This window comes from Nonomuraea sp. NPDC048892 (genome assembly GCF_040649735.1).
Classification (GTDB): domain Bacteria; phylum Actinomycetota; class Actinomycetes; order Streptosporangiales; family Streptosporangiaceae; genus Nonomuraea; species Nonomuraea maheshkhaliensis.
Genome location: NZ_JBEZFZ010000005.1, coordinates 690028 through 708127, shown reverse-complemented (window position 1 = coordinate 708127; position 18100 = coordinate 690028). Strand labels below are relative to the sequence as shown.

21 protein-coding genes are annotated in these 18100 nt (G+C 71.0%); 11 read left to right on the top strand and 10 right to left on the bottom strand.

The window, feature by feature from the left end:
• Positions 1-67 precede the first annotated feature (67 nt).
• On the bottom strand, positions 68-679 hold the full coding sequence (locus AB0C28_RS20565) for a CGNR zinc finger domain-containing protein (RefSeq protein ID WP_358076359.1): 612 nt from the start codon (positions 677-679) through the stop codon (positions 68-70).
• Positions 680-772: 93 nt separating this feature from the next.
• Between AB0C28_RS20565 and AB0C28_RS20560 the strand changes: the two genes are divergently transcribed.
• On the top strand, positions 773-1522 hold the full coding sequence (locus AB0C28_RS20560; protein ID WP_358076356.1) for a metallophosphoesterase: 750 nt from the start codon (positions 773-775) through the stop codon (positions 1520-1522).
• A complete protein-coding gene (locus AB0C28_RS20555) occupies positions 1519-2307 on the top strand; it encodes a LysE family translocator (RefSeq protein WP_358076354.1) in 789 nt (262 codons plus the stop codon). The genes AB0C28_RS20560 and AB0C28_RS20555 overlap by 4 nt, the downstream gene beginning before the upstream one ends.
• A gap of 70 nt (positions 2308-2377) precedes the next feature.
• Here AB0C28_RS20555 and fdhA read toward each other — a convergent pair whose 3' ends face one another.
• Positions 2378-3601: a formaldehyde dehydrogenase, glutathione-independent gene (gene fdhA, locus AB0C28_RS20550; RefSeq protein ID WP_357846819.1), complete on the bottom strand. Its 1224-nt coding sequence runs from the start codon at positions 3599-3601 to the stop codon at positions 2378-2380.
• A 270-nt stretch (positions 3602-3871) separates the two neighbouring features.
• On the opposite strand from fdhA, the gene AB0C28_RS20545 reads away from it, so the two are divergent.
• The 3 genes from AB0C28_RS20545 (at position 3872) to AB0C28_RS20535 (ending at position 6261) form a co-directional block, all read left to right on the top strand.
• The gene (locus tag AB0C28_RS20545) at positions 3872-4501 is read left to right on the top strand and encodes an HD domain-containing protein (protein WP_357846821.1); all 630 of its coding nucleotides are present in this window, start codon (positions 3872-3874) and stop codon (positions 4499-4501) included.
• 67 nt (positions 4502-4568) lie between these two features.
• Positions 4569-5138, top strand: coding sequence for a hypothetical protein (locus tag AB0C28_RS20540; RefSeq protein WP_357846823.1), 570 nt, complete (start codon positions 4569-4571; stop codon positions 5136-5138).
• A 106-nt stretch (positions 5139-5244) separates the two neighbouring features.
• Positions 5245-6261 (top strand): hypothetical protein, encoded by a 1017-nt coding sequence (locus tag AB0C28_RS20535; protein ID WP_358076352.1) that lies wholly within the window; start codon positions 5245-5247, stop codon positions 6259-6261.
• 65 nt (positions 6262-6326) lie between these two features.
• Here the strand turns inward: AB0C28_RS20535 and AB0C28_RS20530 are convergent, their stop codons facing one another.
• The 4 genes from AB0C28_RS20530 to AB0C28_RS20515 all read right to left on the bottom strand — a co-directional run bounded on the left by AB0C28_RS20530 (position 6327) and on the right by AB0C28_RS20515 (position 9425).
• Positions 6327-7361: an ABC transporter ATP-binding protein gene (locus tag AB0C28_RS20530; protein WP_357846827.1), complete on the bottom strand. Its 1035-nt coding sequence runs from the start codon at positions 7359-7361 to the stop codon at positions 6327-6329.
• Positions 7358-8140, bottom strand: a complete 783-nt coding sequence (locus AB0C28_RS20525; protein WP_357847865.1) for an ABC transporter permease — start codon at positions 8138-8140, stop codon at positions 7358-7360. Before AB0C28_RS20525 ends, AB0C28_RS20530 begins: the two co-directional genes overlap by 4 nt.
• A gap of 259 nt (positions 8141-8399) precedes the next feature.
• Positions 8400-8813, bottom strand: a complete 414-nt coding sequence (locus AB0C28_RS20520) for a helix-turn-helix transcriptional regulator (protein WP_357846829.1) — start codon at positions 8811-8813, stop codon at positions 8400-8402.
• Positions 8814-8975: 162 nt separating this feature from the next.
• Positions 8976-9425: a carboxymuconolactone decarboxylase family protein gene (locus AB0C28_RS20515; RefSeq protein WP_357846831.1), complete on the bottom strand. Its 450-nt coding sequence runs from the start codon at positions 9423-9425 to the stop codon at positions 8976-8978.
• 85 nt (positions 9426-9510) lie between these two features.
• On the opposite strand from AB0C28_RS20515, the gene AB0C28_RS20510 reads away from it, so the two are divergent.
• From AB0C28_RS20510 to AB0C28_RS20485, 6 genes are all read left to right on the top strand, one after another.
• A complete protein-coding gene (locus AB0C28_RS20510) occupies positions 9511-10380 on the top strand; it encodes a sigma-70 family RNA polymerase sigma factor (protein WP_357846833.1) in 870 nt (289 codons plus the stop codon).
• Between the two features lie 88 nt (positions 10381-10468).
• Positions 10469-11194, top strand: a complete 726-nt coding sequence (locus AB0C28_RS20505) for a hypothetical protein (protein WP_357846835.1) — start codon at positions 10469-10471, stop codon at positions 11192-11194.
• A gap of 106 nt (positions 11195-11300) precedes the next feature.
• Complete coding sequence (locus AB0C28_RS20500; RefSeq protein WP_357846837.1) at positions 11301-11870, top strand: dienelactone hydrolase family protein; 570 nt, start codon at positions 11301-11303, stop codon at positions 11868-11870.
• A gap of 82 nt (positions 11871-11952) precedes the next feature.
• Positions 11953-12390 carry an ATP-binding protein gene (locus AB0C28_RS20495; protein WP_358076349.1) on the top strand — a complete coding sequence of 146 codons (438 nt, stop codon included), beginning with the start codon at positions 11953-11955 and terminating at the stop codon, positions 12388-12390.
• Between the two features lie 129 nt (positions 12391-12519).
• On the top strand, positions 12520-13146 hold the full coding sequence (locus AB0C28_RS20490) for a hypothetical protein (RefSeq protein ID WP_358076345.1): 627 nt from the start codon (positions 12520-12522) through the stop codon (positions 13144-13146).
• A complete protein-coding gene (locus AB0C28_RS20485) occupies positions 13147-13533 on the top strand; it encodes a hypothetical protein (RefSeq protein WP_358076342.1) in 387 nt (128 codons plus the stop codon).
• A 127-nt stretch (positions 13534-13660) separates the two neighbouring features.
• Here AB0C28_RS20485 and katG read toward each other — a convergent pair whose 3' ends face one another.
• The 4 genes from katG to AB0C28_RS20465 all read right to left on the bottom strand — a co-directional run bounded on the left by katG (position 13661) and on the right by AB0C28_RS20465 (position 18068).
• Entirely contained in the window at positions 13661-15892 is a 2232-nt protein-coding gene (gene katG, locus AB0C28_RS20480) for a catalase/peroxidase HPI (RefSeq protein WP_357846841.1), read from the bottom strand.
• A 34-nt stretch (positions 15893-15926) separates the two neighbouring features.
• Positions 15927-16364, bottom strand: a complete 438-nt coding sequence (locus AB0C28_RS20475; protein ID WP_357846843.1) for a Fur family transcriptional regulator — start codon at positions 16362-16364, stop codon at positions 15927-15929.
• Between the two features lie 102 nt (positions 16365-16466).
• Positions 16467-17639: a serine hydrolase domain-containing protein gene (locus AB0C28_RS20470; protein WP_357846845.1), complete on the bottom strand. Its 1173-nt coding sequence runs from the start codon at positions 17637-17639 to the stop codon at positions 16467-16469.
• 51 nt (positions 17640-17690) lie between these two features.
• The gene (locus AB0C28_RS20465) at positions 17691-18068 is read right to left on the bottom strand and encodes a hypothetical protein (protein WP_106236878.1); all 378 of its coding nucleotides are present in this window, start codon (positions 18066-18068) and stop codon (positions 17691-17693) included.
• Between the last annotated feature and the right edge of the window lie 32 nt (positions 18069-18100).

Here is an 18100-nt window from a genome sequence, read left to right as displayed (position 1 = left end):
ACGCGGGCGGGCAGTGGCCCACCGGGCTGGGTGCGGGCCTCCGGCATCGGTCGCGGCCGTGGCGGGGTCAGCCGGGTGGGTCCGTGGTGGTGGCGGCGTGGCGTTCGTAGTGGCGGGCCACCCTGGCCCGGTTGCCGCAGGACGGTTTGCACCATTCCTGCCGCCCGTGGCTCTTGACGAAGTAACGCACGCACCGGGGCGCGTTGCACGCCCGCAGCCGCTCGCGTTCTGGGCCGCTGAGGAAGTCGATGGTCGCCCGGGCCAGGGCCGCGACCAGCCGGACGCCGGCGTCGGGCTCGGCCGAGAACACCACCGTCCTGGGCGGTGCGCCCTCGGGCCAGTCGAGGCGCGGCACCACGGTCTCACGGGCCGCCGCCGCATTGAGGCGGGCCAGCGCCTGCTCGACCGGCATCAGCCGGTGGGCGTCGGCCCGGCTCGGCGGCGCCGGGCTGACCGCGTGCGCGAACAGCGCGCGTACGGCCCTGCGCAGCTCGACGATCTCGTTCCAGAGCCCGTCGTCCACCACGAGCCGCGTGACGTCGACCTGCCCGCCCAGTGACTCGCCCCGCTGCCGGACCCAGCGGGTCGCGCCCTCCGGGGTGGCCAGGTCGTCGGCGACACCGCCGTCGCCGTCGTGGCGGATCGTGCTCGCCAGGTCCAGCGCCGGCCAGCTCCCCATCTCGCCTCCTCCTGTTGCCCGTGTCCCCTCCGTACCCTATCGTCACTAACGCTAAAACGGAATTAACCATTAGACGCCCTTGCGGGAGGCCCGATGACGTTGCTCCTGGCCCAGATCAGCGACCTGCACCTCGACGGCACCGAGCGGGCGACCCGGCGCGCCCGCCTGGTCATGGACTACCTGCGTGCGCTCCCCCGCCCGGTGGACGCCCTGCTGGTCACCGGCGACATCGCCGATCACGGCGCGGAGTCCGAGTACGAGGAGGCCGCCGAGCTCCTCGCGGCCCCCTTCCCCGTGCTGACCTGCCCGGGCAACCACGACGCCCGCCCGGCCTACCGCAAGGCGCTGCTGGGCCGGCCCACCGGCTCGGGCCCCGTCAACGAGGTGCACCACCTGGGCGGGACCGCCGTCCTGATGTGCGACACCACGGTCCCCGGCCGGGACGAAGGCCGCCTCGACCCGGAGACGCTCGCCTGGCTGCGCGCCACCCTCGGCGGCCTCACCCCGGACACGCCCGCCCTGATCGCCTTCCATCAGCCGCCCGTCGTGCTGCACCACCCGCTGCCCGACTGCTGCCGGATGGAGTCGACCGCCGAGCTGGCCGCGTTGCTGGACGACCATCCCCAGGTCGCCGCCGTGCTCACCGGCCACGCCCACACCGCCGCCGCCTCCACGTTCGCCGGCCGTCCCCTGATCGTCGGTCCGGCCGTCACCTGGACCCTGCGCATGCCGTGGGAGGGTGAGCGGCCCGACGACCGCGAACAGCCGCCCGGCCTCGCCTTCCACCTCCTGGACGACGACCGCCGCCTCACCACGCACTTCCGCGTCGTGCTCCAGGCATGATCTCTCTGTACGCGGCGGCCGGGTTCCTGCTGGCGATCCTGCCCATCGTCGCCACTCCGGGCGCCAGCATGACCCTGCTGGTCCAGCACGTCACGGCCGGCGGCCGGCGCCAGGCACTGCCCGTTCTGCTCGGAACGGCGACCGGCCTGTACGCCCACGCGACCCTGGCCGTCGCCGGCCTGTCGGCCCTGATCATGCACTCGGCCCAGGCGTTCACCGCCGTCAAGCTCGTGGGCGCGGCCTACCTCGTGGGTCTCGGCCTGTGGACCTGGCACACCGCCACCCGCCTACGGCCTCAAGCACCCGCCACCCGGTCCTTGTCTCCCGCGCCCGCCGACCAGCTCGAGCCTTCCGCGTCCACCGACCTGCCCCCGCCTTCCGACCAGCTCCTGCCTTCCGACCAGCCCCTGTCGTCCGACCAGCCCCTGTCGTCCGACCAGCCCCTGTCGTCCGACCAGCCCCTGTCTTCGACGTCCGCCGACCGGCCGGGGCGGGCCCGATCCGTCTACGTTCAGGCCGTGCTCGCGAACGTCCTCAACCCCAAAGCCGCCTCCATCTACCTGACCCTGGTGCCGCAGTTCGTCGTCCCCGGGTCTTCCGTCGCCGGGCAGATCCTCGCGCTGGCCACCGTCCACGCCGCGCTGATGGCGGTGTGGTTGCTCACCTGGGCGGCGCTCCTGCACCGAGGGGCCCACCTCGTCCGCGAGGCGCGTTTCCGGCGGATGATCGGCAAGGTGAGCGCCGTGGTGCTGGTCGCACTCGGCGTCAGGGCCGCCACGGCGTAGCCCGTACGGGAGCGACAGGGCGGGCCGCCGGAGGCCGCGGGGATGGCGGCGGCCTCCGGGGCCGCGCCGGTCAGGCCGCCTTGGGGAGCATGCCGTTCGGGTCGAGGACGTACTTGCGGGCCGCGCCCTCGTCGAACTCGTGATACCCGCGCGGCGCCTCGTCCAGCCCGATCGCCGTGGCGTTGACCGCCTTGGCGATCTGCACCTTGTCGTGCAGGATCGCCTGCATCAGCCGACGGTTGTAGCGCATGACAGGGCACTGGCCGGTGGCGAAGCTGTGCGACTTGGCCCAGCCCAGACCGATGCGGATGGACAGCGACCCGTGCTTGGCGGCCTCGTCGGCGGCGCCCGGGTCGCCCGTCACGTACAGGCCGGGGATGCCGAGCGCGCCGCCCGCCCTGGTGACGTCCATGAGCGTGTTGAGCACGGTGGCGGGGCGCTCCACCTCGGCCTCGCGGCCGTGACCGCGCGCCTCGAAGCCGACCGCGTCCACGGCGCAGTCCACCTCAGGCTCGCCGAGGATCTGCTCGATCTGGTCCCTCGGTTCGCCCATGGCGACGTTGACGGTCTCGCAGCCGAAGCTGCGGGCCTGGTCCAGACGTTCCTTGTTCAGGTCACCGACGATCACCACGGCGGCCCCGAGCAGGTGCGCGGACGCGGCGGCGGCCAGGCCGACCGGTCCCGCCCCGGCGATGTAGACCGTGGATCCGGGACCCACTCCCGCCGTCACACAGCCGTGGAAGCCGGTCGGGAAGATGTCCGCGAGCATGGCCAGGTCGAGGATCTTCTCCATCGCCTGGTCCTTGTCGGGGAATTTCAGCAGGTTCCAGTCGGCGTACGGGACGAGGACGTACTCGGCCTGCCCGCCGACCCAGCCGCCCATGTCGACGTAGCCGTACGCCGAGCCGGGCCGGTCGGGGTTGACGTTCTCGCAGATGCCGGTGTTGCCCTCCTTGCAGTTGCGGCAGCGGCCGCAGGCGATGTTGAACGGGACCGACACTAGGTCGCCCTTTTTGATGAACTCCACGCCTGGGCCCGTCTCCACGACCTCCCCGGTGATCTCGTGACCGAGGACGAGGCCCTGGGGGGCGGTGGTGCGCCCGCGTACCATGTGCTGGTCGCTGCCGCAGATGTTGGTCGCGACCGCCTTGAGTATCGCGGCGTGCGGCAACTTGCGGCCGACGTTGGCCGGATTCACGCCGGGGCCGTCCTTCAGCTCGAATCCGGGATAGTCGATCTCGTGGACCTCGACCTTGCCTGGGCCTTCGTAGATGACTCCCTTGTTACCAGGCATGGTGCTTTCTCCCTCGCGTCGGAAGTGATGGGGCATGCGTTCGCGGCACAGGCTCGCGGACCACCTCCTCCCCGCCGGGGACGAAGACAAACGACGGACGTTTTGTCCTCTAAATCCGAATATATCCCTATAAGTCGGCGGAGACCTGGGGGCGAGTGAAGGCGTACAAAAGGGGCTTTGTTAGATCTTCACCGTTTCATGCATGCGGCGCGGTCGCGGCGGCGGGAAGGGTTCCGTGGGACGCCGGGAAGGCGTGAGACGGGGGTAGCCATGGGGATCAAGCAGACCGTTCCCGACACCAGGCTGGCGGCCGAGGCCACCGACTTCGTGCGGCAGGCCACCAGTGACCTGATCTACCACCATTCGCGCCGGGTCTATTTCTGGGGCGTCCTCCAGGGCCGCGAGCGCGACCTCAGCTTCGACCCCGAGTTGCTCTACCTCGGCGCCATGTTCCACGACCTTGGGCTGAACGAGGAGCACCGCGGCAGCGGGCGGCGCTTCGAGGTGGACGGCGCCGACGCCGCCCGCCGCTTCCTGCGCGAGCGCGGTGTGCCCGAGGACAGCGTCCGGCGGGTGTGGACCGCCATCGCGCTGCACACGACTCCCGGCATCCCCGAGTACATGGAGCCCGAGGTCGCCCTGGTCACCGCGGGCGTCGAGTACGACGTGCTCGGCCTCGGCTACTACGACCTCACCGACGAGCAGCGCGCCGAGGTCACCGCGCTGCATCCTCGGCCCGGCTTCAAGCAGGCGATCCTGCGGGCGTTCACGGAGGGCATCGCGCCCAAGCCGGAGACCACGTTCGGGAACGTGAAGGCCGACGTGCTCGAACGGTATGTGCCCGGCTATCGGCGAGGGAACTTCGTCGACACGATCCTCGACTCGCCGTGGCCGGAGTGACGCCTGACATTTCGGCTATTCGGTAAATGAGGGGAAGCGTCCGGCGAGCTCACTAGGCTGCCGTGCCATGACCGGCCCCACACACCACCGCTCACTCCCCCGCCCCAGCCTCGTCAGGGGCCTCACCACTCGTCTCACCATGGGGCTCGCCTGCGCACTCCTGCTCACCGTGACGGCCGGCTGCGCCGCCGAGGACGATCCGAGCCGGGCCACGGTCGGCTCCTGCCTCGAAGCGCAGGGCAAGGGCGGCAAGACCGTCCGGGACGACTTCCGCCTCGTCCCGTGCACGAGCCCGCGGGCCGCGTACAAGATGATCGAGAAGAACGACCAATGCGGTGACAGCACCAACGGATATCTGGAGATCGGCACCCGCCGGTCGCGCACCCGCCTGTGCCTGACGCTGAACGCGCAGGAAGGCGACTGCTTCTACCAGGAGATCGGCTTCCCGACCGGCCGGGCGTCCAAGGTGAGCTGCGGCCCCTCCGCGACCTACCGGGTCACCAAGGTGTCGGACGGCACCGCCGACGCCTCGGTCTGCGGCAAGGACGTACCGAACTGGACCAAGACCCCTGACGTGCTGCCGCGCGCCATCGTGTACCGCCACCCACCACTCACCCTCTGCGCCGACCGCCCCTAGCCTTTGCCGCCTCCCACTTGCGCATTCGGCCCGGCCAGATCTCTAATTCCCGCCATAGCCGACATGTGTGGTAAATCTCCGTAACCACATTTGTCACGGAGGCCCCATGCGTATCCTGGCCGTTGCCGGGTTGACCACCATGCTGCTCGGGTCCGGCGCCATCGCCGCACCCACCGCCTTTGCCGCGCCCGCCGCTCTGGCCGCGCCCACCAAGGACGGACCCGTCGAGCATCGGCTCGCGGCCACCTTCGCCGCGGGTGACGACTACTGGACGCCCGAGCGCATGCGCGCCGCCCAGCCGCTGGCCGCCCCGGCCGGCTCGGCCAAGGCGGCGACCAGCCGCGCCACGACGTCGGCCGCGGCCGGCGAGCCGGTGGAGTTCGCGCCCGTCGCCGGCCCGCGCCCGGGACCCAAGCCCACGAACGGCTTCCCCTTCGTCGCCAAGGCGGCCGCCCAGCAGACGTGGAAGGGCGGCGGCCTGATCGCCAAGACGGCCGGCAAGGTGTTCGGCACCGGCGGCAACGGCAAGAACTTCGTGGCCTCCGGCACCGTGGTGAACAGCGCCGACGGGGACGTCATCGTGACCGTCGCCCACGCGATGATCGACGGTGAAGGGCGCTGGAGCACCAACCTGGTCTTCGTGCCCGCGTACAAGGACGGGGCGGCGCCGTACGGGAAGTTCACGGCGCGCACCATGTACATCTGGTCCGGCTACTACAAGGACAACGCCCACCAGCCGCCGCTCGACTTCGGCATGCTCGTCGTCAACAAGGTGAAGAGCAAGACCCCGGTGCAGACCGTGGGCGGGCAGGGCATCAGGTTCAACGTGACCACCGAGGGCACGTCCAACACCCTGTTCGGCTACCCGAGCAACGGCAACGGCGGCAAGACCCTGCAGTACTGCAGCGGCGCGTCCGTCAACCCCTCGTACGGCATGAAGTACGCGATGCTCTGCGACATGGGCGGCGGCTCCAGCGGCGGGCCCTGGTTCCAGGAGTTCAACCGGACCACCGGCACCGGCTACGTGATCTCCACCCACGCCCTGCGCAACACGACGACCAGCTACGGCGCCTACTTCGGCCCCGAGGCCCTGGCCACCTTCCGCGCCGCCGTCGCCGCCTGACCCACCGGCTGCTGGTCGCCGCTTTCCTCCCTCCGGCCATCTCGACCCCCGGCACCCTCGGCAGCTCAGGCCGGGTAGGCGTGGGTTTCCGTGGCCTTGACCGAGGCCCAGATCCGCTGGCCGGGGGTCAGGTCGAGGTCGGCGAGCGCGGCGGGCGTGATGTCGGCGAAGGCGGCGATCGGACCGTCCAGGTGGACGCGGACGTTGTCGCCGTGCCGTTCGATCCCTCCGATGCGGGCCTGCCACAGGTTGCGCGGGCTGCCGTCCGGGCGGGTCCGGTACAGCGCCACGGCGGCGGGAGGAAAGGCGACGAACGCCGCCCCGTCGATCGGAGGTTCGGAGGTGTGCAGCAGCAACTCCCCCACCTCGACCCGGCCCCCGCCGGCCACGCCGCGATACAGGTTGAGCCCGACGAGCCGGGCCACGTAGTCGGTACGGGGCCGCCGGGCGACCTCGGCCGGGGCGCCCTGCTGGACGACGGCGCCGTGCTCGATGACGATCAGCCGATCGGCCAGCACCATCGCGTCCAGCGGATCGTGGGTGACCAGCACGGTGACGCCGTCGAAGTCGGCCAGATGCCGCCGCAACTGGGACCGGATCTCCAGCCGGGTGTGCGCGTCGAGCGCCGCCAGGGGCTCGTCCAGCAGCAGCAGTTCGGGCTGTACGGCGAGCGCGCGGGCGAGCGCGACCCGCTGGGCCTGCCCGCCGGACAACTGCCGCGGCCTGGCCGCCGCCCGATCGCCCAGCCCGACCCGTTCCAGCAGCACAGCGGCGGCGGCCCTGGCGTCGGCCTTGGGCCTCCCCTGGCAGCGGAGACCGAACGCGACGTTGTCCAGCGCGGACAGGTGCGGGAACAGCAGGTAGTCCTGGAACACCATGCCGATCGGCCGGCTCTCGGCGGGCAGGGTGTGCAACTGCCTGCCGCGCAGGGTGATGTGCCCACCGGACAACCGGGTCAGCCCCGCCAGGCCACGCAGAGCGGTGGTCTTGCCCGCACCGTTGGGCCCGAGCAGCGCCACCACCTCGCCCGGCCGTACGTCGAGCGTCAGGTCGAGCGTGAAGGCGGCCCGCTCGACCACGAGCCGAGCGTCAAGACTCACGGCGCACTCACCCACCGGTCGCGCAGGCTGGCCAGGATGACCACCGACACGGCCAGCAGCACCAGGCTGAGCACGATGGCCGCCTCCGGCTCGGTCTCCAGCGCCAGATAGACGGCCAGCGGCATCGTCCGGGTCGTACCGGGAAAATTGCCGGCGAATGTGATCGTCGCCCCGAACTCGCCCAGCGCCCGCGCCCAGCAGAGCACCGCCCCCGCGACGACCCCCGGCATGACCATGGGCAGCGTCACCCGCCGGAACACCGTCCACCGTGAGGCCCCCAGCGTCGCCGCGGCCTCCTCGAACCGCCTGTCGGCGGCACGCAACGCACCCTCCACGCTGATCACCAGGAACGGCATCGCCACGAACGCCTCCGCCACGACCACCCCCGCCGTGGTGAACGGCAGCGTGACCCCGAAACCGGCCTCCAGCCACTGCCCGACCAGCCCCCGCCGCCCCAATACCAGCAGCAACGCGACACCCCCGACCACCGGCGGCAGCACCAGCGGCACGGTCACCAGAGCCCGCACCACCCGCCGGCCAGGAAACTCCACCCGGGCCAGCAACCACGCCAGCGGCACCCCCAGCACCAGGCACAGGACGGTGGCGACGGTCGCGGTGACCAGCGACAACCGCAACGCCTCCAGCACCTGCGGCTCGGCCAGCCGTTCCAGCAACGTCGCCCAGGGAGCCCGGACCAGCAGCCCCGCCAGCGGCAACACCAGAAAGACCAGCCCCAGCACGGCGGGCACCACCAGCACCCACGGCAACCGCCCGGAGATCCCACGCCCTGACTCCGAACGCCGAGCGGCCCCGTCACGGCGTCCATTACGGCGTCCATTACGGTGTCCGTCTCGGGCGCCGTGGCGGAGGCCGCCACCGGGACCGTCGTGGGGCCCGGCGTCTGGTTCCGGTATGGGGCTGCTCATCAGCGGACTTCGCAACCCGCCTCGGCCGCCGCGCTTGACCGCGACACCACCTGGGCTGCGGACAGCGTCCGGCACCGCCGCAGGGAACCGGCGCAACCCACGAACCGCCTCCTCACACCTGCCCGGCCACACGGTCGCGCCCGGGAACCTCCACGACGACGTTGGTGGACTTGATCACGGCGACCGCCACCACGCCGGGCTCCAGCCCCAGCTCGTCGGCGGCCTGGCGGCTCATCAGCGACACCACCCGGAACGGCCCCGCGGCGATCTCCACCTGGGCCATCACCGCGTCGCGGATCACCTCGGTGACGATCCCCCGGAACCGGTTGCGCGCCGACGAACGGCCGCCGTCGTCATCGGCCCCCACCTGCGCGCGGGCGAAAGCGGCCAGATCGGCCCCATTCACCCGCCGGTGACCGTGCTCGTCCCGCTCGGCCCCGAGGCGGCCCGCGTCAACCCAGCGGCGGACCGTGTCGGAGCTGACGCCGAGCAACGCCGCGGCCTCACTGATCCTGAACGTCGTCACAGCCCCACACATTACCTACCGCACGTGCCAGCCATAACCCCCGCCATCCCCGCAACAGCGGCACCGTACCCACGAAAGCCATCGCATTTGTGACACCGGCCCCTCAAGCCGACCAGGGCGGCCCACCGGCCGAAAAAGCCCGGTGGCGCGGCCACGGCCGGGTCACCAGGTCTTGCCGGCCTGCTCCCTGATCGTGTGGTTGATCCGGTTGAAGAAGTTGGTCAGCGCGATGTCCAGAACGACAGCCGACAACTGCCGCTCGTCGAAGTGCTCGGCCGCGGCGGCCCAGATCTCGTCGGTCACCCCCGGCGACCCGTCCTGGATCCGGGTGGCCGCCTCCGCCAGCGCGAGCGCCGCCCGCTCCGCCTCCGTGAAGAAGGGCGTCTCGCGCCACGCGGCCACGCTGTGCAGCCGTTCGTCGCTCTCCCCGTGCTTCCTGGCCGAGTGGATCCCGGCGAAGACGCAGGCGGAGCAGCCGTTGATCTGGCTGGCCCGCAGATGGACCAGCTCCAGCACGCGCGGGTCCACCCCGCCCGAGTACATAGCCTTGTAGAGCCCCTTGATGGCCGCCATGACGTCGGCGTCGGCCGGGCTCTGCATCCGTGCTTGCATCGTTGTCGCTCCTTCGTTCCGGTTACCCGGGCCGGTCCTGGCCCGTCATCACCTATGACGGAGCGGTTTCGAGGAAGGTAACGACATGTCCGACCACCGCCAGGCAGACCTGGTGACCGAGGCGTTCGAGGCGCAGCGCGAGCGACTGCGCGCAGTCGCCTTCCGCATGCTGGGCTCGCACGCCGACGCCGAGGACGTGGTCCAAGAGGCCTGGCTGCGGCTCTCCCGCCAGGACGCGGCGGCCGTCCACAACCTGGCCGGCTGGCTGACCACGGTGGTCGGCCGGATCAGTCTCGACGTCCTGCGCTCGCGGAAGACCCACCCCGAGGCGTCCTACGGTGACCGCCTGCCGGGCGTCGTCGTCCTCGACGAGGAGGCGGAGCCGGAGGACGAGGCGGTGCTGGCGGACTCGGTCGGGCTGGCGCTCCTCGTCGTCCTGGAGTCGCTCACGCCGGGCGAACGGCTGGCGTTCGTCCTGCACGACCTGTTCGCGGTGCCGTTCGACGAGATCGGCCGGATCCTCGGCAGGTCGGCCGACGCGGCCAAGATGCTGGCCAGCCGCGCCCGCAGGAAGGTGCGGGCGACGGAGGGTGAGCTCGTCCCCGGGCGGGAGCAGCGGCAGGTGGTGCGGGCCTTCCGCGCGGCCGCGCGGGACGGCGACTTCGAGGGGCTGCTGCGCGTGCTCGACCCCGACGTGAAACTGACCGTCGACGCCCCGGGTGGCGAGGTCGTCGTGCTCGGGGCGACCGAGGTCGCCGGCCGGGCGCGGCTGTTCTCCGGCGCGGCGGCACGGATGCGGGAGGTGCTGGTGGACGGCCTGCCGGGGTTCATGTCCTGGCGTGCTGACGGCACCCCGCTGTCGATCCTGTACTTCACCGTCACCGGCGACAGGATCACCGCCATCACGGCCCTGACCGACGGCGCCCGCCTGGCGGCGATGAACCCGCCGGCCTGAGCGTCCCGAGACGGCCCCCGTGCACAAGACCAACACAAGATCCCAGGCCGACGGACCACCTCCAGCACGGGGATTAAGATCCACTTTTATGATCATTCGCTTATTAGCCGGCACCGCAGTGGGCCTGGCACTCGTCTCCGTCCCGGCCACCGCGGAGCCGGTCAAGGGCGCACCCGAGCTGACCCACAACGACCTCTACAAGGCCAAAGCCCCCAAAGCCGCCTGCAAGCTCACCAAGGGGACGAGTAGGGCGTCCACCAAGAAGTACGTCACCAAGCTCGTCGACTGCCTGAACAAGGCGTGGAAGCCGGCCATCAAGGACTTCCAGCCCGTGAAGGTGACGTTCAAGAGCGAGGACGACAAGGAGTCCTGCTCCACCGGCGTGAGCCTCTCCCGTTCGTTCTCCGAGATCTGCTTCAGGGAGATCCGCGTCAGGGTGGCCGACGACTGGATCAGGGCCAAGAACGACTTCGCGGTGTTCACCTCCATCGCCGCCACCTGGAGCGGGGTCGTGACCGGGCAGACCGGCATCGGCTCGGCCTGGTGGGCGCTGCCGAACGGCGCGTCGGAAACCGTCCTGCACGAGCACAACCGCCGCTACTACCTGCAGATCGACTGCTTCCACGGCGTGTCGGCGAAGGCGCTGGGGCGCCGGGTCAAGGACTGGAAGCCCGTCACCAAGGTGCCGGACATCTGGAAGCACAAGTTCCACGGCAAGCCCGCCAACCGCCTCCACTGGCTGGAGACCGGCTACAAGAGCGGCAAGCCGGGCGCCTGCAACACCTGGAAGGCCACCTCCGCCAAGGTCGCCTGACCGCCCCGACGTGAGTGCTCGTCGTCCTCGACCGGCTCACCACGGTTCCGGCGGCTCGCGCGGGGCGGGCGACCGGTGCCGGGCTCGGGCTGGCTAAGCTGCGCGCATGGCGCGGATTCTCCTCTTGCACTCGATGTACGGCCTGCGGCCCGCCGTCCACCAGGCGGCCGACCGGCTGCGGGCGGCCGGTCACACCGTGCACGTCCCCGACCTGTACGACGGCCGGGTCGTCGACACGCCCGAGGAGGGCATCGCGATCAAGGACGAGATCGGCCGCGACGAGCTGCTGAAGCGGGCCGTGGCCGCGGCGGCCCCGCTGTCGGCCGACGGCCTGGTCTACGCGGGCTTCTCGCTCGGCGCGGCCATCGCGCAGAACCTCGCCCTGGGCGACGAGCAGTCGCGCGGCCTACTGCTGCTGCACGGGACGTCCGACATGGCCGAAGGCGTGTCCGCCGACGACCTGCCCGTGCAGTTGCACGTCGCCGACCCCGACACCTACGAGCCGGTCGACTGGCTGAACGCCTGGTACCTGCGGATGCGCCAGGCACGGGCCGACGTGGAGGTCTTCCGCTACCCGGGCGTCGGCCACCTGTTCACCGACCCCGACCTGCCCGATTACGACGCCGAGGCCGCCGAACGCGCCTGGGCCATCGCCCTGGACTTCCTCGCCGATTGAGCTCGCCGGCAGGACCGGCGCGGAGCTGGAGCAGGTACGCGCCGAGCAGGAGGCGGCGTGGCGGCTGCGGCTGAGCGACCTGTTGGAGGACGATCCCGCTGCCGAGGCCGAATTGCGGGTGCTGGTGGCGACGTTCGGGACGTCGACCTCCGCCTCCGGGCCTGGGTCGATCGCGATCAGCGGTGACAACAGCGGGATCGCCTCCAGCGGCGACAACACGACGAACGTACAGATGCGGGCAGAGGCATCGGGGTCGGGCCGCGTGTATCAGGCCGTCCGGGACCAGACCATCAACGAGACGGTGCTGCCGGAGGCGGTGGTTCGGCCGGTGGCCGAGGTGGTCGCGCCGCCGCGGCTGGTGAATCTGCCCCGGCACACGCGCACGTTCGTCGGCCGCGGTGAGGAACTGGCCCGGCTGGAGGCGGCGCTGCGCGGCGGGGGTGAAGTGGTGGTGGCCGCAGTGCATGGCCTGGGTGGGGTGGGTAAATCCACGCTGGCCGCGCACTACGCACTCGCTTAGGCAGCGCGGCGGGATGGCGGAAGCCTGAATCCGGTGTGGTGGGTCACGGCCGACTCCGCATAGGCGGTCGAGACCGGCCTGGCGGGCCTGGCGGTCGCACTGCAGCCGGAACTGGCTACGGTGTTGCCATTGGAAGCGCTGGCCGAGCGGGCCACCGCGTGGCTGGCCGCCCATCAAGGATGGCTGCTGGTACTCGACAACGTGGTGAACACGGCCGACGTGCAGCCGCTGCTACAGCGGACCCTGACCGGCCAGGTGCTGGTAACCAGCCGACTGAGCGAGAGCTGGCACCGGCTGGACGCCCAGTTGCTGCGCCTGGACGTGCTGGGCGAACGAGAAGCGCTCGAACTCCTGGCCCGCCTTGTTACCCCTGGCCTCGTCTCCTCCGCAGTCCAGGCCGTCCTCGACGGGCACCCGCCGCAGGAGCTGGACGGAGCAGCCGACCTGGTACACGAGCTGGGACATCTGCCGCTGGCGATCGAGCAGGCAGGCGCCTACCTGCACCAGACCCGGCTGACCCCGCACGCCTACCTGGAACTGCTGAAAAAGCAGCCGGCGGTGATATACGACCGGACCGCCCGCGGCGCCGACGCCGAACGCACCATCGCCCGCATCTGGCGCCTGACCCTAGACCAGCTGACCGGCACTCCCCTGGCCGACGACCTGCTGCGCATCCTGGCTTGGTACAACGCCGAACCCATCCCCCGCACCCTGCTCGACGGACCGCTGGACGACCTGGACGCCGAGCCGAGCTAGGTGCAGCACGCGTTGGGCGAGCTGGCCGCCTACAACATGATCACCCTCGACGGCCAGGCGATCACCGTGCACCGGCTCGTCCAGGCCGTCGCCCGCACCCCCGACAGCCAAGACCCGCACCGGCAACCCACAGCCATCGACACCGCCCGCGACCGGGCCACCCACCTGCTTGACAATGTCGCCCCCGAGCCGCTGTGGGATCCAGCCGGATGGCCACTCTGGCGAGCGCTGCTCCCCCACATCGCCACCCTCGCCGATCACACCAACCCCATCACTGACACCTCCACCACTGCCCGTCTATTCAACCTCACCGGCATCATCCTCAGAGGGCAAAGGCACCATCAACAGCGCGATCGGCGTACTCACCCGCGCTCGTACGGCCACTGAGCGGGCGCTGGGCGCCGACCACCCTACGACGAAGACGGTGCGAGCCAACCTGGAGGCAGTCAGGTAACCCACGGCTCGACGAAGACAACGGGCCGGCCCAAGCGGGCCGGCCCGAGTCAAAAACCGATCAGGCGATGTCGAACCGGTCGAGGTTCATGACCTTGTCCCATGCCGCCACGAAGTCCGTGACGAACTTCTCCTTGGCGTCATCACTCGCATAGACCTCAGCCAGCGCCCGCAGCTCCGAGTTGGAGCCGAAGACGAGGTCGGCGCGGGTGCCGGTCCACTTGACCTGGCCGGTGGCGGCGTCGCGGGCCTCGAACGTGTCCTCGTCGCCCCCGACGGCCGACCACTCCGTGCCCAGGTCGAGCAGGTTGACGAAGAAGTCGTTGGTCAGGACGCCGGGCGTCTCGGTGAGGACGCCGTGCTGCGAGCCCTGGTAGTTGGCGCCCAGGACGCGCAGGCCGCCGATGAGGACGGTCAGCTCCGGGGCGCTGAGGGTCAGCAGGTTGGCCCGGTCGAGCAGCAGGTATTCGGCCGGCAGCCGGTTGCCCTTGCCCAGGTAGTTGCGGAAGCCGTCGGCGGCCGGCTCAAGGGCGGCGAACGACTCGACGTCCGTCTGCTCCTGCGTGGCGTCCACGCGGCCGGGACGGAAGGGCACCTCGATCGCGTAACCGGCGTCCTTGGCGGCCTTCTCGACGCCGGCGACGCCGGCCAGCACGATCAGGTCGGCCAGCGAGACCTGCTTGCCGCCGGTCTGCGCGCCGTTGAAGGACTGCTGGATGCCTTCGAGCGTGCCGAGCACGGCCGCGAGGCGGTCGGGCTCGTTGACCTCCCACGAGCTCTGCGGCTGCAGGCGGATGCGGGCGCCGTTGGCGCCGCCGCGCTTGTCGCTGCCGCGGAAGGAGGAGGCCGACGCCCACGCCGTGGAGACGAGCTGCGACACCGTCAGGCCCGAGGCCAGGATCTGGCCCTTGAGCGCGGCGACGTCGGCGGCGTCGATGGTCTCGTACGTCGCCTTGGGCAGGGGGTCCTGCCACAGCAGGACCTCGGCCGGGACCTCGGGGCCGAGGTAGCGCTCGATCGGGCCCATGTCGCGGTGGGTCAGCTTGTACCACGCCTTGGCGAAGGCGTCCGCGAGCTCGTCGGGGTGCTCCAGCCAGCGCCGGGTGATCTGCTCGTAGATCGGGTCGTAGCGCATCGACAGGTCGGTGGTCAGCATCGTCGGGGCGTGCGTCTTCGTCGGGGCGTGCGCGTCGGGCACGGTGCCGGCGCCCGCGCCGTCCTTCGGCCGCCACTGGTTGGCGCCGGCGGGGCTCTGGAACAGCTCCCATTCGTAGCCGTAGAGGATCTCCAGGAAGCTGTTGTCCCAGGTGATCGGGGTGTTGGTCCAGATGCCCTCAAGGCCGCTGGTGATGGTGTCGCCGCCCTTGCCGGTGCCGAAGCTGTTCTTCCAGCCCAGGCCCTGCTGCTCGATGGAGGCGGACTCGGGGTCGTCGCCGACGTGGTCGGACGGGCCCGCGCCGTGGGTCTTGCCGAAGGTGTGGCCGCCGACGATCAGGGCGGCGGTCTCCTCGTCGTTCATCGCCATCCGGCGGAACGTCTCGCGGATGTCGCGGGCGGCGGCGATCGGGTCGGGGTTGCCGTTGGGGCCCTCGGGGTTGACGTAGATGAGGCCCATCTGAACGGCGCCGAGCGGGTTTTCCAGCTCGCGGTCACCGGTGTAGCGCTCGTCGCCGAGCCAGGTGGTCTCGGGACCCCAGTAGACGTCCTCCTCGGCCTCCCAGACGTCCTCACGGCCGCCGGCGAAGCCGAAGGTCTTGAAGCCCATCGTCTCCAGGGCCACGTTGCCGGACAGGACGAGCAGGTCGGCCCAGGAGAGCTTCTTGCCGTACTTCTTCTTGATCGGCCACAGCAGGCGGCGGGCCTTGTCCAGGTTCGCGTTGTCGGGCCAGCTGTTGAGCGGGGCGAAGCGCTGCTGGCCCGCTCCGGCGCCGCCGCGGCCGTCGCTGATGCGGTACGTGCCCGCGCTGTGCCAGGCCATCCTGATGATGAACGGGCCGTAGTGGCCGAAGTCGGCCGGCCACCAGTCCTGCGAGGTGGTGAGCACCTCGGCGATGTCCCGCTTGACGACCGCGAGGTCCAGGCTCTTGAACGCCGCGGCGTAGTCGAAGTCCCCGCCGAAGGGGTTGGCCACGGCGGGGTTCTTGGCCAGGATCTTCAGGTTGAGCCGCTCCGGCCACCACTGACGGTTGCCACCACCCTGCGTCGGGTGCGGTGCGCGCGTATGCGCGACCGGGCAGCCGCTTTCGCCCTCCGGCTGCGGGTCTGTGACGATCGCGTCATGGTTCTCGGACATGGGCATCCTTCCGGACTGTGGAGATCACGTTTGCTCAGGTACTGATGTCGGTGGAACAGGCGGGGCACAAGCCCCAGTAGATGACCTCGGCCTCGTCGATGACGAAGCCGTGCTCCTCGGACGCGCTCAGGCACGGCGCGTGGCCGACGGCACAGTCGACGTCGGCCACGGCCCCGCAGGACCGGCAGACGATGTGGTGGTGGTTGTCCCCGACCCGGCCTTCGTAGCGGGCCGGGCTGCCGGCCGGTTCGATGCGGCGGACGAGGCCCGCCGCCGTGAGGGCGTGCAGGGCCTCGTAGACGGCTTGCAGGGAGACGTGGCCGACGCGTTCGCGCACTCCGTCGGCGATCGCCTCGACGCCGAGATGATCGCCTTCTCTGACGGTGTCGAGCAGTGCCACGCGGGCGGCCGTGACCCGCAGGCCCGCGCCGCGCAACTCCTCGGCGGTGGTCGGAGTGCTGGATGCGGTCATGCCGTCAAACCTACCGCCACAAAGACGAACTGTACAAGATAATGAATCGTCCAAGTCTGGGGCGCGGACAGGTAACCGACGGCGTTTCCCGAGCCGTGCCGGTCAGGCCGCGACGGCCGCGCGTACGGCGCGGTAGAGGCTCGCGGCCCGGTCGTCGGGGACGCCCTCCCTGAGGCGGTTCATCACGTAGCCGAAGGCGATCCCGCTCTCCTGGTCCGCGAAGCCGATGGAGCCGCCGAGGCCTCCGAAGCCGAACGCGGAGGGCGAGTACCAGTACGCGTCCTTCGCCGGCAGGCCGAACCCGGTGCCGATCCGTACGGGCATCCGCAGGATCCGGTCGATCCCGGCGGCCCGCTCCTCGATCGCGGCGGCCAGGCTGCCGGGGGTGAGGATGCGGCGGCCGTCCACCTCGCCGATGAGCGCCGCGTAGAAGCGGGCCAGGCCGCGGGCCGTGCAGATGCCGTTGGTCGCGGGCAGTTCCGCGGCCTGCTCGGCGGGGTCGTTGTGGTCCAGCGCGGGCTTGACGACGCCCATCGCACGTGAGGTGAGCGAGTCGGGGTCGGCGTAGACGGCCAGGATCTCGCGCATGGGCTCGGGGAGGGCGTCGAGGTCGATGGCGCTCGGGTCGAAGGCGGCCTCGTCGGTGAGGATGCGGCTGACGCGGTGGTGCTCGGACTCGGGCAGGCCGATCCAGAAGTCGATGCCGTACGGCCCCGCGATCTCCTCGGCGAGGAACGTGCCGACACTCCTGCCGCTGACCCGGCGTACGACCTCGCCGACGAGCCAGCCGTACGTCATCCCGTGATAGCCGTGCTCGGTCCCCGGCTCCCAGTACGGCTTCTGCGCGGCGAGCGCGCGCACCATGGGCTCCCAGGCGATGGCCTCGGCCGGGGTGATCGGCCGGTCGACCGCGGGCAGTCCGGCCTGGTGGGTGAGCAGCCACCGCACCGGCAGCCGTTCCTTGCCCTGGGCCGCGAACTCGGGCCAGTAGCGGGCCACGGGCGCGTCCAGGTCGAGCTCGCCCCGCTGGGCCAGCAGCAGCGCGCAGGCCGCCGTGACGGCCTTGGTGGTGCTGTAGACGACCTGAAGGGTGTCGCGCTCCCACGGACGCCCGGCCTCGGGATCGGCGATCCCGCCCCACAGGTCGACGACCTTGCGGCCGTGCACGTAGACGCTCACCGCCGCGCCGACGTCCTGGCCGGAGTCCAGGTTGGCGGCGAACGCCGTGCGCACCGCCTCGAATCCCGGTGCGACGTCCCCATCGATCTCGGGCATGACTCATCTCCTCTCGTCAGGTCCGCGAAGAAGACGCGAAGAAGAAAGGGGTCAGCGGCGGAACTTCTCGACCAGCCAGGCGCACAGCTCAGGCTCGGTCATCTCGGGGAACTCCGCCGCGAACGTGGACAGCGCGCGCATCGCCTCGTCCCGGTCGAGGCCGCGGGCCAGCGCGGCCTTGAGGTAGTCCTGCCGGGCGGCCGTCGGACGTCCTCCGCCCGCGCCGCGCCCTGGCAGCCCCTCACGCCAGCGGACGATCTCCGCCAGCCGATCGGCCCGCCAGCCGGGGGCACCGTCCACCTCGACGTCAGGCGCGGGGAACGGGTGATCGGAGTCGCCGGGGAAGCGGGTGCGCCACTTGTGCACCGCGTGCCGGGTCACCCCCAGGGCCTCGGCCAGGCCGAGGATGCCGAGGTAACGCTCGGTCATGGCTGCACCTGCTCGTCTGTCCGGCCTCCTTC

Coding starts and splice junctions, on each gene's coding strand:
- AB0C28_RS20565 (WP_358076359.1), bottom strand. CDS start 679: ATGGGGAGCTGGCCGGCGCTGGACCTGGCGAGCACGATCCGCCACGAC.
- AB0C28_RS20505 (WP_357846835.1), top strand. CDS start 10,469: ATGATCATTCGCTTATTAGCCGGCACCGCAGTGGGCCTGGCACTCGTC.
- AB0C28_RS20465 (WP_106236878.1), bottom strand. CDS start 18,068: ATGACCGAGCGTTACCTCGGCATCCTCGGCCTGGCCGAGGCCCTGGGG.
- AB0C28_RS20510 (WP_357846833.1), top strand. CDS start 9,511: ATGTCCGACCACCGCCAGGCAGACCTGGTGACCGAGGCGTTCGAGGCG.
- AB0C28_RS20560 (WP_358076356.1), top strand. CDS start 773: ATGACGTTGCTCCTGGCCCAGATCAGCGACCTGCACCTCGACGGCACC.
- AB0C28_RS20500 (WP_357846837.1), top strand. CDS start 11,301: ATGGCGCGGATTCTCCTCTTGCACTCGATGTACGGCCTGCGGCCCGCC.
- AB0C28_RS20535 (WP_358076352.1), top strand. CDS start 5,245: ATGCGTATCCTGGCCGTTGCCGGGTTGACCACCATGCTGCTCGGGTCC.
- katG (WP_357846841.1), bottom strand. CDS start 15,892: ATGTCCGAGAACCATGACGCGATCGTCACAGACCCGCAGCCGGAGGGC.
- AB0C28_RS20555 (WP_358076354.1), top strand. CDS start 1,519: ATGATCTCTCTGTACGCGGCGGCCGGGTTCCTGCTGGCGATCCTGCCC.
- AB0C28_RS20470 (WP_357846845.1), bottom strand. CDS start 17,639: ATGCCCGAGATCGATGGGGACGTCGCACCGGGATTCGAGGCGGTGCGC.
- fdhA (WP_357846819.1), bottom strand. CDS start 3,601: ATGCCTGGTAACAAGGGAGTCATCTACGAAGGCCCAGGCAAGGTCGAG.
- AB0C28_RS20475 (WP_357846843.1), bottom strand. CDS start 16,364: ATGACCGCATCCAGCACTCCGACCACCGCCGAGGAGTTGCGCGGCGCG.
- AB0C28_RS20540 (WP_357846823.1), top strand. CDS start 4,569: ATGACCGGCCCCACACACCACCGCTCACTCCCCCGCCCCAGCCTCGTC.
- AB0C28_RS20515 (WP_357846831.1), bottom strand. CDS start 9,425: ATGCAAGCACGGATGCAGAGCCCGGCCGACGCCGACGTCATGGCGGCC.
- AB0C28_RS20545 (WP_357846821.1), top strand. CDS start 3,872: ATGGGGATCAAGCAGACCGTTCCCGACACCAGGCTGGCGGCCGAGGCC.